Source organism: Streptomyces sp. NPDC050448, from assembly GCF_040655295.1.
GTDB lineage: Bacteria > Actinomycetota > Actinomycetes > Streptomycetales > Streptomycetaceae > Streptomyces.
Map to the genome: position 1 here is coordinate 49216 of NZ_JBFAJR010000033.1, position 18918 is coordinate 68133.

An 18918-nucleotide genomic window follows, 5' to 3' on the forward strand; every position below is an offset into this window, starting at 1 on the left:
TCCGAGGCCCGGCGCGCCCCGCCCCCCGCGCCCGCCCCCCCCCCCCCCCCCGCGGTGTCACGCGTGCGGGACGACCGCGACCGGCGCGGCGGCGTGCTGGAGCACCGCGTGGGTGACCGGTCCGATGTGCGGCCCGACCGGCGTGTGCGGTGTGGCCGTGCCGACAACCAGCAAAGCAGCGCCCTGACTGGCGTCGACCAGGTGCGATGCGGGGCGGCCGATCACGGTCTGCTCGGTCACCTCGACGTCTGGGTACTTCTCACGCCAGGGTCCCAGCAGGCCGGCTGCGCTCTGCTGGGTTCGCTCGGCCGGTTCGCCGTGCGGTGCGAGGCTGGAGGTGAGCCCCAGCTCACCGGGGTCCTCGGCGGCGTCGCCGCCGTGGACGACCCGCAGGCGGGCAGCCCGCCGCGAGGCGGCGTCGAAGGCGAACTCCACAACGGCGTCGTCGGGGCCGCCCAGATCCACACCGACCACCACGTCGCCACGCTCCCCGTCTGCGTCGGCACGGATCAGCACCACCGGCCGGGTAGCCCGGGCGATCACTGCCTGGCTGACCGAACCGAGCAGGAACCCCCTGGTCCTGCCCGGACCATGCGAGCCGAGCACCAGCATGTCGGCGTCCGCCGCTGCGGCGACCAGGGCCGCCGTCGGCTCGCCGGACAGGCGGTCTGCGGCAATGAGGAGTCCTGGATGACGGCGCGTCAAGGCCGCGCGGGCGTCCGACAGCAGCCGTGCAGACCATTCGGGGTCGGGTGGACTCGCGGCGACTCCCGCCATCGACGCGTACGTGGCAGCCGATGATTGCCAGGCGTGCACGAGCCGCAGGGGAACGCCGCGCAGCAGGGACTCGCGGGCTGCCCATTCGGCGGCGGCGAGGCTGTGGTGGCTGCCGTCGAGGCCGACGGTGACGGGACGGGGGGTTGTGGACATGAGAGCTGGCCTCCTTCGTGATGGCTCAACTCTTCTGATCCGCTGCCGGTTACAGGAGGGACCACTGGTCCCTGAAAGGCGTCCAAGTGGCCGCATCTGCCCCGGCGCGAGGTCACCACGTGTCGATACGGCGGCCCGTGACGACGGTGAGTTCGACGCGGATCCAAAGGTCTCGCTCTCCTCCGGTCCACGGCTCGCTGTACGCCCTCTCGGCGAGAGGGCGTACGACGGCGGGGTCGGTCACCGCTTCGGCGCGCCCGCTCTTGCCCGAGTCCCTGCGTGGGCAGGGAGTCCTGCTGGGTCCGGAGCACAATGGCGTCGTCGATGACGGAATGGTTGACGGGGACGACGACGGGTGCGGTGCCGCTCGCAATAGCCAAGTCGGCCCACACCGTGTGTGGAGAGCAGCCGGCGGCACTGCTCCTGGCTCAATTCGGTGAGGCGGGGAGCCTGGGCAGCGCGCCCGATGCCGGGTGGCAGGTCGAGGATTCCGCCGCCGAGCTCCGTCGGAGTGGTCCGCAAGGCTCCGGCCAACGCTTTGATCACTGAACTTCCGCGTGGCGGTATGAACGCCTTGTGGGAAAGGCGCCGGGATCGACCATCGGACCAGCGTTGGTACGACTGAACACGACAAGTTGGGCGCGTTCGCTGGCCGCCGGGACACGGCGTGTCCGCCCCCGAACCTGACGGCGGGAGGCGGCACGACGCGCTGCGTACCACCGTCACCCACTCGCGAGGTCCGGCCGGATCAGCGTGCCCGACGTTCCGTGGACGATCTCGTATGCCGCGTCCAGGGCACCGATCGCGGCCAGGCCTCCGGTGCGCTCGACGAACCGTGCCGCCGCCTCGGCCTTGGGCCCCATGGAGCCGTCGGGGAAGCCGCAGCGGCGCAGCTCATCGGGCGTCGCGTCGAGGATGGGCCGCTGTTCGGGTGTGCCATACCCCTCGTACACGTTGGGTACGTCGGTCAGGATGAGCAGGAAGTCGGCCTTCAGGTCCTCGGCGAGCAGGGCGGCGGTGAGGTCCTTGTCGATGACGGCCTCCACCCCGGTCAGTGCCCCGGTGTCGCGGTCGGCGGTGACGGGGACGCCTCCGCCGCCGGCGCAGACCACGAGCGTGCCGCCGTTGAGGAGGTCGTGGATCGTGTCGGTCTCCACGATGCGTTCGGGAACCGGGGACGGCACGACCCGGCGCCAGCCGCCCGTGTCCTGTGCGATGTGCCAGCCGCGCTCGCGGGCGAGGGACTTCGCCGCGTCCTTGGGGTAGATCTGGCCGACGAACTTCGTGGGCCGGTCGAAGGCCGGGTCGTCGGCCCGCACGATGGTGTGGGTGACGAGGGTGGCGATCCGGTGCCCGGGCAGGACGTCGTGCATCGTGCAGGCCAGCAGAGAGCCGATCATGCCCTGTGTCTGCGCGCCGAGCAGATGCAGCGGGTACGGGGCGCTGAGTGCGGGGTCGGCCGCGCTCTCCACCGCGAGCAGGCCGATCTGCGGGCCATTGCCGTGGGTGACGACGAGCTCGTTCTCGTGGGCGAGGGCGGCCAGGGCGGTGGCGACCCGGTCGATGTTCGCCTGCTGGATGTCCGCGTCGGGGCGTTCGCCGCGGTGCAGCAGGGCATTGCCGCCGAGGGCGACGACGATACGCATGGTTCAGTCCTCCAGGGTGGCGACGAGCACGGCCTTGATGGTGTGCAGCCGGTTCTCCGCCTGGTCGAACACGATCGACGCGGGCGAGGAGAAGACCTCGTCGGTGACTTCGAGGCCGTTCAGGCCGTAGGCCTCCAGCAGCTCCTGGCCGAGCCGGGTGCGGTGGTCGTGCAGGGACGGCAGGCAGTGCATGAACTTCGCGTCCTCGTTGCCGGTGAGGGCGAGCGTCGTGTCGTTGACCTGGTACGGAAGCAGCAGTTCGATCCGCTCGCGCCAGGTCTTGGCGGGCTCGCCCATGGAGACCCAGACGTCGGTGTGCACGAAGTCGGCGCCGCGTACGGCGGCCTCGACATCCTCCGTGAGAGTGATGCGGGCGCCGCTGCGGTCCGCGAGAGCACGGCAGGTCACCACCAGCTCCGGCTCCGGCCACAGCACCTGCGGCGCGGCGATCCGGACGTCCATGCCGAGCAGGGCGCCCATGGCCAGCAGGGAGTTGCCCATGTTGTTGCGGGCGTCCCCCAGGTAGCAGTAGGCGATGTCGGACATCGGCTTGGGGCTGTGCTCACGCATGGTGAGCATGTCGCACAGGCTCTGGGTGGGGTGCGCGGTGTCGGTCAGCCCGTTGTAGACGGGGACGCCGGAGTGGGCGGCGAGGTCGTTGACGATCTGCTGCGCGGAGCCCCGGTACTCGATGGCGTCGAACATGCGTCCCAGCACCCGGGCGGTGTCGGTGATCGATTCCTTGGTGCCAACGTGGGTGTCGCCGGGCCCGAGGTAGGTGGTGTGGGCGCCCTGGTCAGCGGCGGCGACCTCGAAAGCGCAGCGGGTGCGGGTGGAGGTCTTCTCGAAGATCAGGGCGAGGTTCCGGCCGGTGAGCCGGGGCTGTTCGGTGCGTGCGTGCTTGGCCGCCTTCAACTCGGCGGCGAGGTCGAGGAGGTGGTGGATCTCGGCGGCGGTGAAGTCGAGTTCGCTCACGTAGGAACGGCCTCGCAGGTCGACGGTCATGGTGTTGCTCTCCTTGCTGGGTCAGGCGGCCGGGCCGCGTTCGATGGGGCAGCTCATGCAGCGGGGGCCGCCGCGGCCGCGGCCGAGTTCGGCGCCGGCGATGGTGACGATCTCGATACCCTGCTTGCGCAGGTAGGTGTTGGTGGTGACGTTGCGCTCGTAGCCGACGACGACGCCGGGGGCGAGGGCGAGGAAGTTGCTGCCGTCGTCCCACTGCTCGCGCTCGGCGTTGCGGATGTCCTGCGGCGCGGAGAGCATGCGGACCTTGTCCAGGTCGAGGGCCTCGGCGAGGGCGGTGGCCAGGTCGGAGTTCGGGGTGACGTCGAAGCCGGTCTGGCGGCTGTCGCTGGGGCGCAGGCTCCAGGAGCGCAGGGAGTCCGCGAGGCCGGGGTAGATGACGAAGGTGTCCCGGTCGACCATGGTCAGCACCGTGTCCAAGTGCATATAGGCGCGGGCGGCGGGCAGTTGGACCGCGATCACGCGGCTGGCCGCGCCGGTGGCGAACAGCCGGGCGGCCAGGTTCTCCACGGCCTGGGCAGTAGTGCGCTCGCCCATGCCGACCATGACGGCGCCGTTGCCGAGGACGTGGACGTCGCCGCCCTCGAGCGTGCCCACCAGGCCGTCGAGGATCGGCGCGGGCGCCCGGCCGGCGAACATCGGGTGGAAGCGGTAGATGACCTCGGCGTGCAGGCTCTCGCGGCGCCGGGCGGTCTTGGCCATCGGGTTGACCGACAACTGGTCGTACATCCAGCAGGAGTTGTCGCGCGGGAAGAGGTGGTTGGGCAGCGGGGCGAGAGCGAAGTCGTCGGCGTCGAGCGCGTTCCAGACCAGGCTGTGCGGAGTGGCGAGCGGCAGGTCGCTCTTGAGCAGCCCGCCGATGAGGTAGCCGGCGAGGGTCTCCCCGTCCAACTCGGCGCACACTTCGCGCACCGGGTCGACCATGGCCGGCCCGATGGTGGCCGGGGTGACGACCCGGTCCAGCAGCCAGTCGCGGGCCTCCGGGATGTCGATGGTCTGGGCGAGCAGGTCGGCGAAGTAGTGGACGTGTGCGCCGTGGTCGCGCAGGACCTGGGCGAAGGCGTCGTGCTCCTCGCGGGCGCGCTTGGCCCACAGGATGTCGTCGAAGAGCAGGGCGTCGACGTTGCGCGGGGTGAGGCGGGAGAGTTCGAGGCCGGGGCGGTGCAGGATCACCTGGCGCAGACGCCCGACTTCCGAGTCGACGTGGAAGGTGTTCATGGTGGGTGTTCCTCCGGGTGGTCAGTCGTGCGGGCGGAAGTCGTTACGCCTGCGGAGTCCGCCGATACGGTTCGCACGCAGTCCGCGCGAGAGCCGCTGAGCGGGCAGGGGCGTCTCGGGAGCCCGCTCCTGCTGGGCCGGGATCACCGCGGCCTCCGGCGCCGCCGTCTCGCCATGGGCGGCCTGTCCCCGCTTGAGCCAGACGTAGACCGGCACGCCGAGCAGCAATACGAACAGGCCGTAGTAGACGGTCTGGTACCCGCTGCCCTGGATCGACCAGTACGAGAAGACGAGGGCGAGCGCGGCGACGGTGACGTCACGGACCAACCGTGGGCGGCTCAGGGTGTCCCGGTCACCCACCAGGAGCCAGTACAGCTGAGCGGCGGCGGAGAACAGGTACGGGATCACGGCGGTGAGCACGCTCAGCAGGACGATCTTGGTGAAGACGTCCTGGAAGCGTGTGTAGCTGAACACGGTGATCAGCGAGGCCAGCACGGTGGAGGCGACGATGCCGAAGACCGGAACGTCGTTCGCGCCGCGCAGCCTGGCAAAGGAACGGGGGAAGAGTCCGTCGCGGGCTGCGGCGTAGGGCATCTCGCCACACAGCATGGTCCAGCCGTTGAGCGCGCCGATGCCGGAGATGATCGCGGCGGCGGCGACGATGTCACCGGCCCAGGTGCCGCCGAAGATGTTGTTCGCCGCGTCGGTGAACGGCGCGGTCGTGTGACCCATCGTGCCGTGGGAGACGGTACCGAAGACCGCGAGAGTGCCCAGAATGTAGATCACGGCGCAGATGAGCGTGCCGTACACGGTGGCGCGGGGCACGTTCCGCCCGGGCTCACGCACACGGCCGGCGACCACCGAGGCGGCCTCCAGCCCGAGGTAGCTGAACAGCGCGATGGCGGCCGCGGCCGAGATCGCGCCCAGCGCCGATTGCCCGCTGGCGTTGAAGGCCCCGAAGTTGTCAGGGTCGATGAACAGCAGCCCGACCGTGGCCATGAAGACCAGCGGAACGAACTTCAGCACGGTCGTCACCACCTGGAACGCGCCCGTGTTCCGGACGCCGGTGAGGTTGATCGCAGCGGGAATCCAGAGCCCGATCAGCGCGAGCAGCACCGAGACCCCGGTTTTGTGCCCGGTGTTGACGAACACCTCCACGTAGCCGACCCATGCCACCACGATCGCGGCGTTACCAGCCCACGCGGTGATCCAGTAGGACCAGGCGTTGAGGAAACCGGCGAACTCGCCGAAAGCCTCGCGGGCGTAGACGTAGGGCCCGCCGCTCGCGGGAACACGCTTCGACAGCGCCCCGAAGGTCAGGGACAGCGCGAGCGCGCCGAGCGTCACGGCGACGAACGCGACGAGGGAGATCGGGCCGTACGGGGCGAGGGCGGAGGGGAGGGCGAAGACTCCGGTGCCGATGATGCTGCCGATCACGAGCGCGGAGGCGGCGGGAAGGCCGAGCGTCGCTGTGGGCGCCGTCCTCTTTCCGTCTCCTGAGGTTCTGGGCATGGTGGTACTCCTTGCGTAGGTCGCTACACGTGCGGGTCGATCCGTGAACGATCTTTCTGCGCCGGTGCCGGCGCGGTAAGCGGCCACACGTCCCGTGAGCGGCCCGAAGGTCCCTGTGCCGGGGGCCCGCGCAGCCCAACCCGCCCGGTCGGCGGTCAACTGCTGCGGGGCTGGGGCCGTTCGACCCACCGGCCTCGGGCCCGTCCACGTTTCACGGAAACGAGGCCGGTTCGACGATGGGAGGCAGGTACCGCAGCCAGTCCATCCAGACGTGCCGGCAGCGGTACCGCTGCGCCACGTCCTTCTGGCCCGTTCCGGGGTGAGGCCGTTCTTCCCGCAAACCCCGGGCGCCAAGAGGGCGTCCGCGCGCGTCGCGTGTGGCCATGAACACCGCCACCGTGCTGCGCGCGCTGCCCATCGAGCACCGGCAACGGCTCATGCGCCTGGCTCGGGAGGTGTCCTTCGTGCAGGGAAACGCATCTGTTCAACGAGGGTGCCCGGGCGGACCGGTTCTGGATCCTGCGCACCGGCTCGGTCGGTGAGGTGCTCGCCACCGCCTGCGCTCCGCCAGGACCCGGCTGCTGGACCTGTACGCCCCTACGGCGCCGGCAGCGCGGTCTGAGCGGGGCCGAAGCGACGAAGGAGTCTCGCGATGTACGGCACCCCGCACATCGTCAGCGACGCCATGTCCCACACGGTTGCCGCTGTCGGCCGGCGGGCCGCGTTCAAGGAGATCGTGCGGCTGATGCAGGACTGGAAGGTCAGCGCCCTGCCCGTCCTCGAGGGAGAGGGCCGTGTGGTCGGCTTCGTCTCCGAGGCCGACCTGCTACCCAAAGAGGAGTTCCGCGGCAGCGACCCCGACCGGTACACGCAGCAGCGTCGTCTCGGCGACCTGGCGAAGGCCGGCGGTCTCACCGCAGAGGATCTGATGACCTCCCCCGCCCTCACCGTCCGCGCGGACGCGACGCTCGCCCGGGCCGCGCGGACCATGGCGCACGCCAAGGCCAAGCGGCTCCCCTTCGTCGACGAGGTCGGCATACTGCAGGGCATTGTCAGCCGCGCCGACCTGTTGAAAGTGTTCCTACGCGGCGACGAGGAGATCGCGGAGGAGGTCCGCCGTGAATCGTCGCGGCTCTCTTCCCCGCGCTCCAGTCGACCCTGCGGGTGGAGGTACAGGGCGGCGTCGTGAAGCTCGGCGGCCACGCCCACGACACCTCGTTGGTCGCGCTGGCCGCGCGCCTGGTCCGGGCCGTCGAAGGTGTGGTGGACGTGGAATTCGAGCTCACGCGATCCGCTGGTTCGACCGCGTCAACCACCGCCCCCGGCAAGGGCGAGGAGCGCCGGTCTTCGGCATGACCGACGACGCTCTGCAAAGCGTCCAGCGGATCCCGGGCGCTCCGCTAGTCCTCCTCCACGGGAACCCGCCAGGTCAGCGTGGTGCCGCCGCCGTCGGCCGGGCTGGACAACTCCAGCTTGCCGCCCAGTTGCTCGGCCCGCTCGGTCATGTTGCGCAGACCGCTGCGGCGGCCGCCGGACGGGATGCCCACGCCGTTGTCGGACACCGTGAGCCGTACCTCGTGTCCGTCGGTCTCGAGGCCGACGTCGGCGCGGTCGGCGTGCGCGTGCCGGGCGATGTTGGTCAGGGACTCCGAGAGGACGGCCACCACGTGGTCGGCGATCTCCTTCGGCACGTCCGTGTCCAGCAGGCCCTCCATGCGCACGCTCGGGGCGAAGCCCAGGACCGGAGCTGCCTCGCCGACCGCGCGGACCACACGGGCCCGCAGGCCGGCCCCGGCGCTGCCGTCATCACGTGACCGCAGACCGAAGATCGTCGACCTGATGATCTTGATGGTCTCGTCGAGGTCTTCCACCGCTCGCAGCACGCGGTCGGCGGCCTGCGTGTGCTCGATGAAGCGGCCGGCGCTCTGCAGCGTCATTCCGGTGGCGAACAGCCGCTGGATCGCCAGGTCGTGCAAATCCCGGGCGATGCGGTCACGATCCTGGAGCACCGCGATCTGCTCGGCGTCCTTGCGGCGTTCCGCAAGCTCCATGGCGACCGCGGCCTGCGCGGCGAATCCCTGCAACGGCTCGGTCTCCTTCTCGGAGAACACCGTCTGGCCCGCCGCGCGGACCAGCAGCACCACGCCTCGAACGCCGTCACCGGCTCCGATGGGGACAGCCACGGCCGGGCCCATCCCGGTGAAGCGTGGCGCGGTGGCGGAGGCCTCCGGTCCGATCCCCCTCCCGCCACGTCCGTCTCGGGAGATGTCCGGGCTGGTGACCGGTGTAGCGCTGGAGAAGGCCCCTCCGATCAGGTGGTCGTCCGCGGGCACGACGAGCCCGCGGTGCGTCTCCGCCTCGTGTCCGATGGCGAGTTCCACCATGAGCGCGTCGGTGTCGGCCATCGGCACTGCGACCACCGCGAGGGCCGCGGCAGTGATCTCCCTCGCGCGTTCGGCGATCAGCCCGAGCACTTCGCCGCGGTCGCTGCCGGACATGAGGCTGTGGGTGATCTCGGCGTTTGCCCGCAGCCAGCGTTCGCGCAGCCGGGACTCCTCGTACAGGCGGGCGTTGTCGATCGCCACGCCGGCCGCCACGGCCAGCGTCGACAGGACCGACTCGTCGTCCTCGTCGAACTGCGCCCCGCCGCGCTTCTCGGTCAGGTACAGGTTGCCGAAGACCTGATCACGCACGCGGATCGGTACGCCGAGAAACGTGTTCATCGGCGGATGGTGGGCCGGGAAGCCGTACGAAGCCGAGTGCGCGGAGAGTTTGGGAAGCCGCAGCGGCTCGGGGTGCCGGATCAGCTCGCCCAGGATGCCGTGGCCCTCCGGGTAGGGCCCGATCTTGGCGATCTGCTCCTGGCTCACACCGACTGTGAGGAACTCGGACAGTCGCCTGCCGTCCGGGCCGATCACACCCAGGGCCGCGTACTCCGCCTCCACCAGGACCGCCGCGGCCTCCACGATGCTGCGCAGCGCCTGCTCCAGGTCCAGCTCGCGGCCTACCGATAGCACCGCCTCCAGCAGGCTGTGCACCCGGTCCCGGGTGCCACGCGCGGCGTCCAGGCGGGCCTGCAATTCCTCCAGCAGCTCGTCCAGCCGCAACTGCGGCAGCCGCACCCGGGCGCCCTCGGGGGCCCTCACCAGCGATTCTTCCAAGCCCCTCACCCTGCCGACGGCTGATCATCCTCGTCCGGGACACGTTATCGGCCCGCGGGAGACAACAGTATGCGATCAGGGTTACTCGACGGACAGGAAGGCCTGTCGGCCGGTGCGAGGCGGCCGGTGTCTGGGACCTGCTAGAGCTCCTTGTCAGCCCTGGGACTTCAGCGCCCTTCCTGCCTCTGCCGGTCCTGGACCTGGGTGGCGATGACCGCGGCCTGGACGCGGCGCTCCACGCCGAGCTTGGCCAGCAGACGGGAGATGTGGTTCTTCACCGTTTTCTCGGCGAGGTAGAGCCGCTGGCCGATCTGGCGGTTGGTCAGTCCCTCCCCGATCAGAGCGAGGATCTCCCGCTCCCGCTCGGTCAGACCAGGCAGGGCGTCCGGCTCCTCCTCCTTCTGCTGCCCGCCCCGAAGGCGGGCCATCAGCCTGGTGGTGGCGCTCGGATCCAGCAGGGACTGGCCGCGGGCCACGGTGCGTACCGCGGACACCAGGTCCGATCCTTGGATCTGCTTCAGGACGTATCCGGACGCGCCCGCCATGATCGAGTCCAGCAGGGCCTCCTCGTCGTCGAACGAGGTCAGCATCAGGCAGGCCAGCTCCGGCATGCGCGAGCGCAGCTCCCGGCACACGCTCACCCCGTCACCGTCGGGCAGCCGGACGTCCAGGACCGCCACCTGCGGGCGCAGCGCGGGGACGCGCACCAGGACCTGCTCCACGGTGCCGGCTTCGCCGATCACATCGATGTCCGGCTCGTCGTTGAGCAGGTCGCGCACGCCCCGTCGTACCACCTCGTGGTCGTCCAGCAGGAAGACCCGGATCGGGCTGTCCGGGCCGGGCTGCTTGCTGTCCGCCATTACTTGCTCCCTGGTTCGGCGTTCCTGGTCGATGTCCACTCATGACCGTATCGGTCTCCGTACCGGGATCTTTCCCGGATCCGGGCCGAAGGGGCAGGGCCGGTCGGCCCTGTTTCCACAGAGCCTTGCGCGGCCGGACGTAGCCGCGCCGTGCGGGGGCGAACCGGCGGAGCGGGCACATCCACGTGGAGGACCACATCCCCTGCCGGCTCGCGGCAGTCGGACCACACTGCCGAAGAGTGAGTCCGGCGGCTCTGCAAGGAGAAGCCCTTTGGCCCCATTCCCGGGGCCTGACAGCCCTGGGCCCGCGCCGGTCCTCGCAGGAGTCTGAAGCCCTGCCCAACGATCAAAGGAGCGGAGCAGATGACTGCGAAGCACACCGGCACCCCCGTCCCCTCCACCGTCGCCGTGCAGGTGCGGGCGGAAGGCGATGTGGACGGAGAGGCACTCGCCTACATCCGGACCAAGGTCGACACGGCTCTCAACGGGCCCGGAGTCCCGGAGGTCAGCGGCGAGGTGAGGATCGTGAAGGCGGCGGCGCACCACGTTGAGCAGCCTTGGTCTGCCGGGGCCGAGCTCGTCGTGGGGAACACCCTCGTGGTCGTGCACGCGCAGGAAGCGACGGCGCATGAATTGGCCGACCGGCTGCAGGACCGCCTCCGCAGCCAGATCACGCGGGTCCTGCACCGCAAGGAGGCTGCCCGTAGGTCGGCCACGCCCCCGCCGTGGCGTGGTGGCCAGGTCAACAGAGGGCGGGAGTAGAGCCCCCCGGCCCCGCGGTGTGAGGCGGGTCGGCCCTCCCAGGGGTACGTCTGGGCCCTGCACCGCGGCGCAGGGTGACTGCGAGGCTGAAAGGGGCAGCGAGCCGGCCCGTAGGAGCCTCGGGCAGAGGAACTGTCACCCAGCGGGAGCCAGGCTCGCCAGCCTCCCGCTCGCACCGTGAAGGAGGGCAGCGCCATGGAAACGCGCACCGTCGGCGAAGTCATGACCCGCGAGGTCGTCTGTGCAAACCGGCAGACGCCGTTGGGCGACGTGGTGCGGCTGCTGGATCGTCACCGCATCCGCGCGCTGCCGGTCGTGGACCACGACGACAAGGTGGTCGGGGTGGTCTCGGGCGCCGACCTCGCGCATGGCGCTGGGGCTGCCACGACCGCGGGAGAACTGATGGCGACCCCGGCGGTCACCATCCATCCGGAGCAACGTGTGCCTGATGCTGCGCGGCTGATGGAACGCCAGAGTGTCGACCGTCTGCCCGTGGTGGATGAGGAGGACCGCCTCATCGGGATCGCCACCCGCCGCGACCTGCTGCGGGTCTTCCGGCGTACGGACGATGAGATCCGCCGGCAGGTGATGGAGGAGGTCCTGGTCGGCGCGCTGAACCTGCCACCCGGCGCAGTCGCCGTCTCGGTCCGGGACGGCATGGTCACGCTGGAAGGACGCCTCCACCGTCGCAGTGACATCCCCCTGGCCGTTCGGTCGACCTGGCGTGCGGAGGGGGTCGTCGGCGTGGTCAGCAAGCTCGGCTTCGACCTCGACGACACCCGCCCAGCACAGCCTGCCGCGCACTGAATCGCCTTGCACCAGCCACCCGGGCGCACAGGTCTCGCACGGCGATGAATCCAGGGCCGGCCCCTTGCCCGAAGGGCTCACCCAGCCTGTTCGAAGCGGTACCGGTCAGCCCCCCAGAAGGGACCATCGGCATCTGGGAGAGGGGGCGAGACGGGACAAGAGTGAAAGCGCGAGCGGCACCGGTCCCCCGCGGCGCCACTCATGTCCGCCCGCCGCCGGCAACCCTCGGCGGCCCCTCGTCAACGGAAGGCACACCCCATGACCCGTCACGACGCCGGAACCGAGGCAACGGCCACCACCGGCGCGCCGTCCGACATAACCATCGCTGTGGACCAACTGGTCACCAACGGGCTCAAGGCGCTCGCCGACTACGACGCCCTCACCCAGGAGCAGGTCGACCACATCGTCAAGAAGGCCTCGGTCGCCGCCCTCGACCAGCACACCGCGCTCGCCCGCCTCGCGGTGGAGGAGACCGGGCGCGGCGTCTTCGAGGACAAAGCGGCCAAGAACATGTTCGCGTGCGAGCACGTCACGCACAGCATGGGCCCAGTGCGGACGGTCGGCGTCATAGCCCGCGACGACATCGAGGACATGATCGAGGTGGCCGAACCGGTCGGTGTGGTCTGCGCGGTCACGCCCGTCACCAACCCGACGTCCACCACCGTCTTCAAGGCCCTTATGGCGCTGAAGACCCGCAACCCGATCGTGTTCGCCTTCCACCCCTGCGCCCAGCGGTGCAGCGCGGAGGCGGCCCGGATCGTCCGGGACGCGGCCGTCGCCGCCGGCGCGCCGGAGCACTGTGTGCAGTGGATCAAAACCCCGTCCGTCGAAGCGACCGGCATCCTGATGCGCCACCCCGGCATCTCGCTGATCCTCGCCACCGGCGGCAACGCCATGGTCCGGGCCGCCTACTCGGCGGGCAAGCCCGCCCTGGGAGTCGGCGCGGGCAACGTCCCCGCCTACGTACACAACAGCGTCAATCTGCGCCGCGCGGTCAACGACCTGGTGCTGTCCAAGTCCTTCGACAACGGCATGATCTGCGCCTCCGAACAGGCCGTCATCCTGGACGACGACATCTACGACGCGGCACTGACCGAGTTCCGCACCCTGCACGCCCACCTCGCGACCGCCGAGGAGAAGGCGAAGCTGGAAGCGTTCCTGTTCCCGACCGGCCGGGCGAACGCAGGCTGCGAACCCAAGGTCAATGCCGCGGCCGTCGGGCAGAGTGCCGCATGGATCGCCGAACAGGCCGGCTTCAGCGTCCCGGGCGACACCTCGCTGATCCTGGTCGAGTCCGAACGGGTCGGTCCTGACGAGCCGTTGACCCGGGAGAAGCTCTGCCCGGTGCTCGCCGTGCTGCGGGCCGGCTCCGAGCAGCAGGGCTTCGACCTGGCCGCCGACATGGTCGCCTTCCACGGTCAGGGCCACACCGCGGTCATCCACACCGAGGACCCCACGCTGGCGGAAGCGTACGGCCGACGCATGAAGACCGTACGGATCATCGTCAACGCCCCGTCTTCGCAAGGTGCCATTGGCGGCATCTACAACAGCCTGCTGCCGTCACTCACGCTGGGATGCGGCTCATGGGGCCACACCTCGGTGTCCGACAACGTCTCCGTCGCCCAACTCCTGAACGTCAAACGGGTCAGCATGCGCCGCAACAACCTACAGTGGTTCAAGGTTCCGCCGAAGATCTACTTCGAGCCGCAGTCCCTCCGCTATCTCGCGGCCATGCCGGACGTCCACCGCGTCACGATCGTCACCGACGGCACCATGACCCGCCTCGGCTTCGTCGACCGCGTCAGCCGGGTCCTCCAGCGCCGCCACGAGCCCGTCACCGTGCAGATCATCGACAACGTCGAGCCCGAGCCGAGCATCGAATGCGTCCAGCGCGGCGCCCAGCTCATGCGGGACTTCCGCCCGGACACGATCATCGCGCTCGGCGGCGGCTCACCGATGGACGCGGCCAAGGTGATGTGGTTGCTGTACGAGCACCCGGACGTCGACTTCGCCGACATGCGGCAGAAGTTCTCCGACATCCGCAAGCGCGCCTTCCGCTTCCCGGTCCTCGGCGCCCACGCCCGCCTGGTGTGCGTGCCCACCACCTCCGGAACCGGCGCGGAGGTCACCCCCTTCGCTGTCATCTCCGACCCGGCCACCGGCAAGAAGTACCCGCTGGCCGACTACGCCCTCACGCCCAGCGTGGCCATCGTGGACCCGCTGCTCACCGCGGACCTGCCCCCGGCATTGGCCGCCGACAGCGGCTTCGACGCCCTCACCCACGCCATCGAGGCATACGTGTCCGTATACGCCAACGACTTCACCGACGGCCTCGCCCTGCACGCGATCCGTCTGATCTTCGGCAACATCGAGGCAGCCGTGAACGACCGCACGAGCCGCCCCGACGCCCGGGAGAAGATGCACAACGCAGGCACCATCGCGGGCATGGCGTTCGGCAACGCCTTCCTCGGCATCGTCCACGCCATGTCGCACACCCTCGGTGCCACGTTCCACATCGCGCACGGGCATACCAACGCGATCCTGCTGCCGCACGTCATCCGCTACAACGGCACCGTGCCGGCCAAGCTGACGGGCTGGCCCAAGTACGAGAACTACCGGGCTCCCGAACGCTTCCAGGACATCGCCCGCGCCCTCGGCCTGCCGGCCGTCACCCCGCCGGAGGGAGTGGAGTCGCTGGCCCGCGCGGTGGAGCGGCTGCGGGACGCCGTGGGCATCGAGGCGTCGTTCCAGGCCCTCGGCATCGACGAGCGATCCTTCCTCGACGCGCTGCCCCAGCAGGCCCTGAACGCCTACGAGGACCAGTGCGCCCCCGCCAACGCGCGGATGCCCATGCTCGACGACATGCAGGACATCATGCGCACCGCCTACCACGGGGCCGGGCAGGGCCGGCCGGCCGCCGACGAGGGCCGAACGGCCCTGGCATGAGGGGCTCCGGTGCGGTTCCAATGACCTGATCGAGCCTGCCCGTGGGGCCCACTGCACGCAGGTGCCACGGGCAAGCAGCCGCCCACAGCTCGACTCGAAGGGACGACGCACATGCCATAGCAGCACCCGGCCAAGCCACGACGGCCGATCACCACCCGACAGCATCCGCGCGCCGACCGAAGACGCACAACAGTGAACAACGAAACCGTACGGAAGCCCGCAATGACCACCGACCACGCTCAGCCCCTTCCTGCCGGACCGCGCCGGATCGTCGAGATCGACAGTGCCGAAGCCTTGCGGCTGCTGGGCAGCGTGTCCTTCGGAAGGATCGTCTTCACTCGTCACGCGCTGCCGACCATCCGCCCGGTCAACCACATCCTGGACAACGGCGACATCATCATCCGCACGCACGAGAGCGCGGCGCTGACCTCGCGCGCGCGGCAGGCAGACGGCCAGGGCGTGGTCGTCGCCTACGAGGCCGACGACATCGACCCGGACAGGCACCTCGGCTGGAGCGTGATGGTCACCGGCTACGCCCACCTGGTGACCGAGCCCGAGGAGTTGGCCCGCTGTCGTGAGCTGCTCAACCCGTGGGTGAACCAGACCATGGACTACGCGCTCCGCATCCGCCCGGACTTGATCACGGGCCTCCGGCTCACCGCCGCGAACACCTGACTACGGTCGGCAAGCCGCCGCATTCGCATTCAGTGTCGTCGCCCCGCACTTGGGGCACGGCGGGCCACTGGTTCCCGTGTCGGAGCCGGCTGGCCCGGTCATGGGCGGCCGGGAAGCGTATTGCGGGCGTGCGCAGGTGTAGCACCGGTGGAGTTGGGCGGCTTTGAGGGCAGGTGGGCAGTTGCATGCCGTGTGAACTGCCCACGCTGACGCCTTCCCCGAGCAGTCGGTTCAGATTGCCCGCAGACCGTGCTCCCGGAACTGTTCGCGCACTCGTTGCGTCAGCCCTGGATCGGGAACAGGGGTGTCGCGCAGGGCGAAGGGGATACCGAGGGCGTCGTACTTGTGGGCGCCGAGCTTGTGGAACGGCAGGACGTCGACCCGGTCGACGTTGCCCAGCCCGGCGACGAAGCGGGCGAGGCCGTCGATGGCTTCCGGGTCGTCGGTCCAACCGGGCACAAGGACGTAGCGGATCCACGCCGGGACGCCGAGCCGGTCCAGGCGGGTGGCGAAGTTCAGAGTCGGGGAGAGTTCGCCTCCGGTTAGCTTCCGGTAGGCCCGGATGTCGAAGGACTTGATGTCCAGCAGGACCAGGCCTGTGTCGGCGAGCAGTTCGTCGCTCGCGCGGTCGCCGAGGAAGCCGGAGGTGTCGAGAGCCGTGTGCAGACCGAGTTCCTTGCAGCGGCGGAAGATCCCGGCTGTGAACGCGGGCTGCAGCAGGGCCTCGCCGCCGGTGAGTGTCACTCCTCCGCCGGCGGTGGTGATGAAGGGCCGGTACTTCTCGATCTCGGCCATCACCTCGTCGACGGTGGTCGGCCTGCCGTCGCGCATGTGCCAGGTGTCGGGGTTGGCGCAGTACAGGCAGCGCAGGGGGCAGCCGCTGACGAAGAGAACGAACCGGGTCCCGGGACCGTCCACGCCGGTGGACAGGTCCCAGGAGTGCACCCGGCCGGTGAGCTGCCCCGCCGCCGGGAGCGCCCGGCCTGTCACCGGCTTCGCCACGGTGTTCACAGCGCCCCGTGGAAGGTGCGGCTGATCACGTCGAGCTGCTGCTCGCGGGTCAGGCGGACGAAGTTGACGGCGTACCCGGACACCCGGACGGTCAGCTCCGGGTACTTTTCCGGGTGTTCCATGGCATCCTCGAGCGTCGTCCGGTTCAGGACGTTGACGTTCATGTGGAAACCGCCAGAGGCCGTGTACGCGTCCAGGATGCCGACCAGATGGGCCGCACGCTCGGCCGGGTCGTGGCCCAGCCCTTCAGGCGTGATCGTCGTGGTCAGCGAGATGCCGTCCCGGGCCTGCTCGTACGGGATCTTGGCCACGGACAGGGCCGAGGCGGCCACCCCGTGCCGGTCCCGGCCGTTCATCGGGTTGGCGCCGGGCGCGAACGGTGCGCCGGCGCGGCGGCCGTCGGGCGTGTTGCCGGTGTGTTTGCCGTACACCACGTTCGAGGTGATGGTCAGCACCGACTGCGTGTGCTCGGCACCCCGGTAGGTGGAGTGCTTGCGCACCTTCGTCATGAACGACTCGACCAGTTCGGCGGCGAGCACGTCCGCGCGGTCGTCGTTGTTGCCGTACGCGGGGAAGTCGCCCTCGACCTCGTAGTCCACGGCCAGCCCGGTCTCGTCCCGGATCACCTTCACCCGGCCGTACTTGACGGCCGAGAGGCTGTCCGCCGCCACCGAGAGGCCGGCGATGCCGCACGCCATGAAGCGGTGCACGGGGTAGTCGTGCAACGCCATCTCGATGCGCTCGTAGGCGTACTTGTCGTGCATGTAGTGGATGACGTTGAGCGCGTTGACATACGTGGCCGCCAGCCAGTCGAGCATGTGGTGGTACGCCGCCCGCAGCTGCTCGTAGTCCAGGTACTCGCGGGTCAGCGCGGGCGCCTCGGGAGCGACCTGCTCGCCGCTCATCTCGTCCCGGCCGCCGTTGATCGCGTACAGCAGGGCCTTGGCGAGGTTGACCCGGGCGCCGAAGAACTGCATCTGCCGGCCCACCGCCATCGCCGAGACGCAGCAGGCGATCGCGGTGTCGTCGCCGGTGCGGGGACGCATGAGGTCGTCGGACTCGTACTGGATCGCGCTGGTGTCGATGGAGACCTGCGCGCAGAACTGCTTGAAGCCCTCGGGCAGCCGGGGCGACCAGAACACGGTGAGGTTGGGCTCGGGCGCGGGTCCGAGGTTGTACAGGGTCTGCAAGAAGCGGAACGAGGTGCGGGTGACCAGCGGGCGGCCGTCGGCGCCGATGCCGCCGATGGACTCCGTCACCCACGTGGGGTCGCCGGAGAACAGCGCGTCGTATTCGGGGGTGCGCAGGAAGCGTACGATCCGGAGCTTGATGACGAAGTCGTCGACAAGCTCCTGGGCCCGGGTCTCGTCGATGGTCCCCTCGTCCAGATCCCGCTGGAGGTAGACGTCCAGGTAGGTGGAGGTGCGGCCCAGCGACATCGCGGCGCCGTTCTGCTCCTTCACCGCGGCCAGGAAGCCGAGGTAGAGCCACTGCACGGCCTCGTGCGCGGTCGAGGCGGGACGCGAGACGTCGCAGCCGTATGTGGCCGCCATCTTGGTCAGTTCGCCCAACGCGCGTATCTGCTCGGCCAGTTCCTCGCGGTCGCGGATGACATCGGCGCTGGAGGGCTGCGCGTCCAGCAGGGCCAGCTCGGCCCGCTTGGCCTCGATCAGCCGGTCGGTGCCGTACAGCGCGACGCGCCGGTAGTCACCGATGATCCGGCCGCGGCCGTACGCGTCCGGCAGACCGGTGATGATTCCGGCCTTGCGGGCGGCCCGCATCTCGGGAGTGTAGGCGTCGAAGACGCCGTCGTTGTGGGTCTTGCGGTAGGTGCCGAAAACCTCGGTGACGAACGGGTCGGGCGCGTAGCCGTACGCCTTCAGGCCGTTCTCCACCATGCGCAGGCCGCCGTTCGGCATGATCGCCCGCCGCAGCGGGGCGTCGGTCTGCAGGCCGACGACGAGTTCGCGGTCGCGGTCGATGAAGCCCGGCCGGTGGGAAGTGATCGTCGAGGGCGTGGCGGTGTCCACGTCGAGGATGCCCTTGAGCCGCTCCTCGGGGAACAGGGCACTCACCTTGCGCCAGACGGAGAGCGTGCGCTCGGTCGGGCCGGCCAGGAACTCGGGACCGCCTTCGTACGGCGTGTAGTTGGCCTGGATGAAGTCACGCACGTCGACGGATCCGCGCCAGCCTTGTCCGGCGAAACCGCGCCAGGCCTCGGCGGGAGCATCCACATCTGCACGGGTTGCCACGGTCATCACTGCCTCCGCATCCTTCGCGACACCGCTCACGGAGGATCCCGTGCGCGGCTCCACTGTCATGCTTGTCCGTCGCCGCTGCCCACAGCAGGGCCTGCGGGAACCCGTT

Annotated in this window: 13 protein-coding genes and 2 pseudogenes; 6 read left to right on the plus strand and 9 right to left on the minus strand. The window is 69.9% G+C overall.

Annotation, left to right across the window (positions count from 1 at the left end; translation table 11 throughout):
• Positions 1–57 precede the first annotated feature (57 nt).
• The 5 genes from AB0I68_RS29950 to AB0I68_RS29970 all read right to left on the minus strand — a co-directional run bounded on the left by AB0I68_RS29950 (position 58) and on the right by AB0I68_RS29970 (position 6329).
• On the minus strand, positions 58–930 hold the full coding sequence (locus AB0I68_RS29950; RefSeq protein WP_363180480.1) for a universal stress protein: 873 nt from the start codon (positions 928–930) through the stop codon (positions 58–60).
• 722 nt (positions 931–1652) lie between these two features.
• The gene (locus AB0I68_RS29955; RefSeq protein WP_363180481.1) at positions 1653–2576 is read right to left on the minus strand and encodes a carbamate kinase; all 924 of its coding nucleotides are present in this window, start codon (positions 2574–2576) and stop codon (positions 1653–1655) included.
• Between the two features lie 3 nt (positions 2577–2579).
• Positions 2580–3581 (minus strand): ornithine carbamoyltransferase, encoded by a 1002-nt coding sequence (argF, locus tag AB0I68_RS29960; protein WP_363180482.1) that lies wholly within the window; start codon positions 3579–3581, stop codon positions 2580–2582.
• A 21-nt stretch (positions 3582–3602) separates the two neighbouring features.
• Positions 3603–4817, minus strand: a complete 1215-nt coding sequence (locus tag AB0I68_RS29965) for an arginine deiminase (protein ID WP_363180483.1) — start codon at positions 4815–4817, stop codon at positions 3603–3605.
• Between the two features lie 21 nt (positions 4818–4838).
• A complete protein-coding gene (locus AB0I68_RS29970) occupies positions 4839–6329 on the minus strand; it encodes an amino acid permease (RefSeq protein WP_363180484.1) in 1491 nt (496 codons plus the stop codon).
• 383 nt (positions 6330–6712) lie between these two features.
• On the opposite strand from AB0I68_RS29970, the pseudogene AB0I68_RS29975 reads away from it, so the two are divergent.
• Together AB0I68_RS29975 and AB0I68_RS29980 are read left to right on the plus strand one after the other, a co-directional pair.
• Positions 6713–6866 (plus strand): annotated as a pseudogene (locus AB0I68_RS29975) (regulator); the annotation flags it as partial.
• Between the two features lie 115 nt (positions 6867–6981).
• Positions 6982–7685 (plus strand): annotated as a pseudogene (locus tag AB0I68_RS29980) (CBS domain-containing protein).
• Between the two features lie 44 nt (positions 7686–7729).
• On the opposite strand, the gene AB0I68_RS29985 reads toward AB0I68_RS29980, so the two are convergent.
• Positions 7730–9490, minus strand: a complete 1761-nt coding sequence (locus AB0I68_RS29985; RefSeq protein WP_363180485.1) for a GAF domain-containing protein — start codon at positions 9488–9490, stop codon at positions 7730–7732.
• 167 nt (positions 9491–9657) lie between these two features.
• Positions 9658–10350, minus strand: coding sequence for a response regulator transcription factor (locus AB0I68_RS29990; RefSeq protein WP_363180486.1), 693 nt, complete (start codon positions 10348–10350; stop codon positions 9658–9660).
• Positions 10351–10713: 363 nt separating this feature from the next.
• On the opposite strand from AB0I68_RS29990, the gene AB0I68_RS29995 reads away from it, so the two are divergent.
• The 4 genes from AB0I68_RS29995 (at position 10714) to AB0I68_RS30010 (ending at position 15540) form a co-directional block, all read left to right on the plus strand.
• Positions 10714–11112 carry a hypothetical protein gene (locus AB0I68_RS29995; RefSeq protein ID WP_363180487.1) on the plus strand — a complete coding sequence of 133 codons (399 nt, stop codon included), beginning with the start codon at positions 10714–10716 and terminating at the stop codon, positions 11110–11112.
• A 195-nt stretch (positions 11113–11307) separates the two neighbouring features.
• The gene (locus tag AB0I68_RS30000) at positions 11308–11919 is read left to right on the plus strand and encodes a CBS domain-containing protein (protein ID WP_363180488.1); all 612 of its coding nucleotides are present in this window, start codon (positions 11308–11310) and stop codon (positions 11917–11919) included.
• Between the two features lie 258 nt (positions 11920–12177).
• A complete protein-coding gene (gene adhE / locus AB0I68_RS30005) occupies positions 12178–14865 on the plus strand; it encodes a bifunctional acetaldehyde-CoA/alcohol dehydrogenase (RefSeq protein ID WP_363180490.1) in 2688 nt (895 codons plus the stop codon).
• Between the two features lie 222 nt (positions 14866–15087).
• Entirely contained in the window at positions 15088–15540 is a 453-nt protein-coding gene (locus tag AB0I68_RS30010) for a pyridoxamine 5'-phosphate oxidase family protein (protein ID WP_363180491.1), read from the plus strand.
• 231 nt (positions 15541–15771) lie between these two features.
• Here AB0I68_RS30010 and pflA read toward each other — a convergent pair whose 3' ends face one another.
• Both pflA and pflB read right to left on the minus strand, forming a co-directional pair.
• Positions 15772–16551, minus strand: a complete 780-nt coding sequence (pflA, locus tag AB0I68_RS30015) for a pyruvate formate-lyase-activating protein (RefSeq protein WP_363180492.1) — start codon at positions 16549–16551, stop codon at positions 15772–15774.
• Positions 16548–18809: a formate C-acetyltransferase gene (gene pflB, locus AB0I68_RS30020; RefSeq protein ID WP_363180493.1), complete on the minus strand. Its 2262-nt coding sequence runs from the start codon at positions 18807–18809 to the stop codon at positions 16548–16550. Before pflB ends, pflA begins: the two co-directional genes overlap by 4 nt.
• Positions 18810–18918 lie beyond the last annotated feature (109 nt).

Coding starts and splice junctions, on each gene's coding strand:
- AB0I68_RS29950 (WP_363180480.1), bottom strand. CDS start 930: ATGTCCACAACCCCCCGTCCCGTCACCGTCGGCCTCGACGGCAGCCAC.
- AB0I68_RS29955 (WP_363180481.1), bottom strand. CDS start 2,576: ATGCGTATCGTCGTCGCCCTCGGCGGCAATGCCCTGCTGCACCGCGGC.
- argF (WP_363180482.1), bottom strand. CDS start 3,581: ATGACCGTCGACCTGCGAGGCCGTTCCTACGTGAGCGAACTCGACTTC.
- AB0I68_RS29965 (WP_363180483.1), bottom strand. CDS start 4,817: ATGAACACCTTCCACGTCGACTCGGAAGTCGGGCGTCTGCGCCAGGTG.
- AB0I68_RS29970 (WP_363180484.1), bottom strand. CDS start 6,329: ATGCCCAGAACCTCAGGAGACGGAAAGAGGACGGCGCCCACAGCGACG.
- AB0I68_RS29990 (WP_363180486.1), bottom strand. CDS start 10,350: ATGGCGGACAGCAAGCAGCCCGGCCCGGACAGCCCGATCCGGGTCTTC.
- AB0I68_RS29995 (WP_363180487.1), top strand. CDS start 10,714: ATGACTGCGAAGCACACCGGCACCCCCGTCCCCTCCACCGTCGCCGTG.
- AB0I68_RS30000 (WP_363180488.1), top strand. CDS start 11,308: ATGGAAACGCGCACCGTCGGCGAAGTCATGACCCGCGAGGTCGTCTGT.
- adhE (WP_363180490.1), top strand. CDS start 12,178: ATGACCCGTCACGACGCCGGAACCGAGGCAACGGCCACCACCGGCGCG.
- AB0I68_RS30010 (WP_363180491.1), top strand. CDS start 15,088: ATGACCACCGACCACGCTCAGCCCCTTCCTGCCGGACCGCGCCGGATC.
- pflB (WP_363180493.1), bottom strand. CDS start 18,809: ATGACCGTGGCAACCCGTGCAGATGTGGATGCTCCCGCCGAGGCCTGG.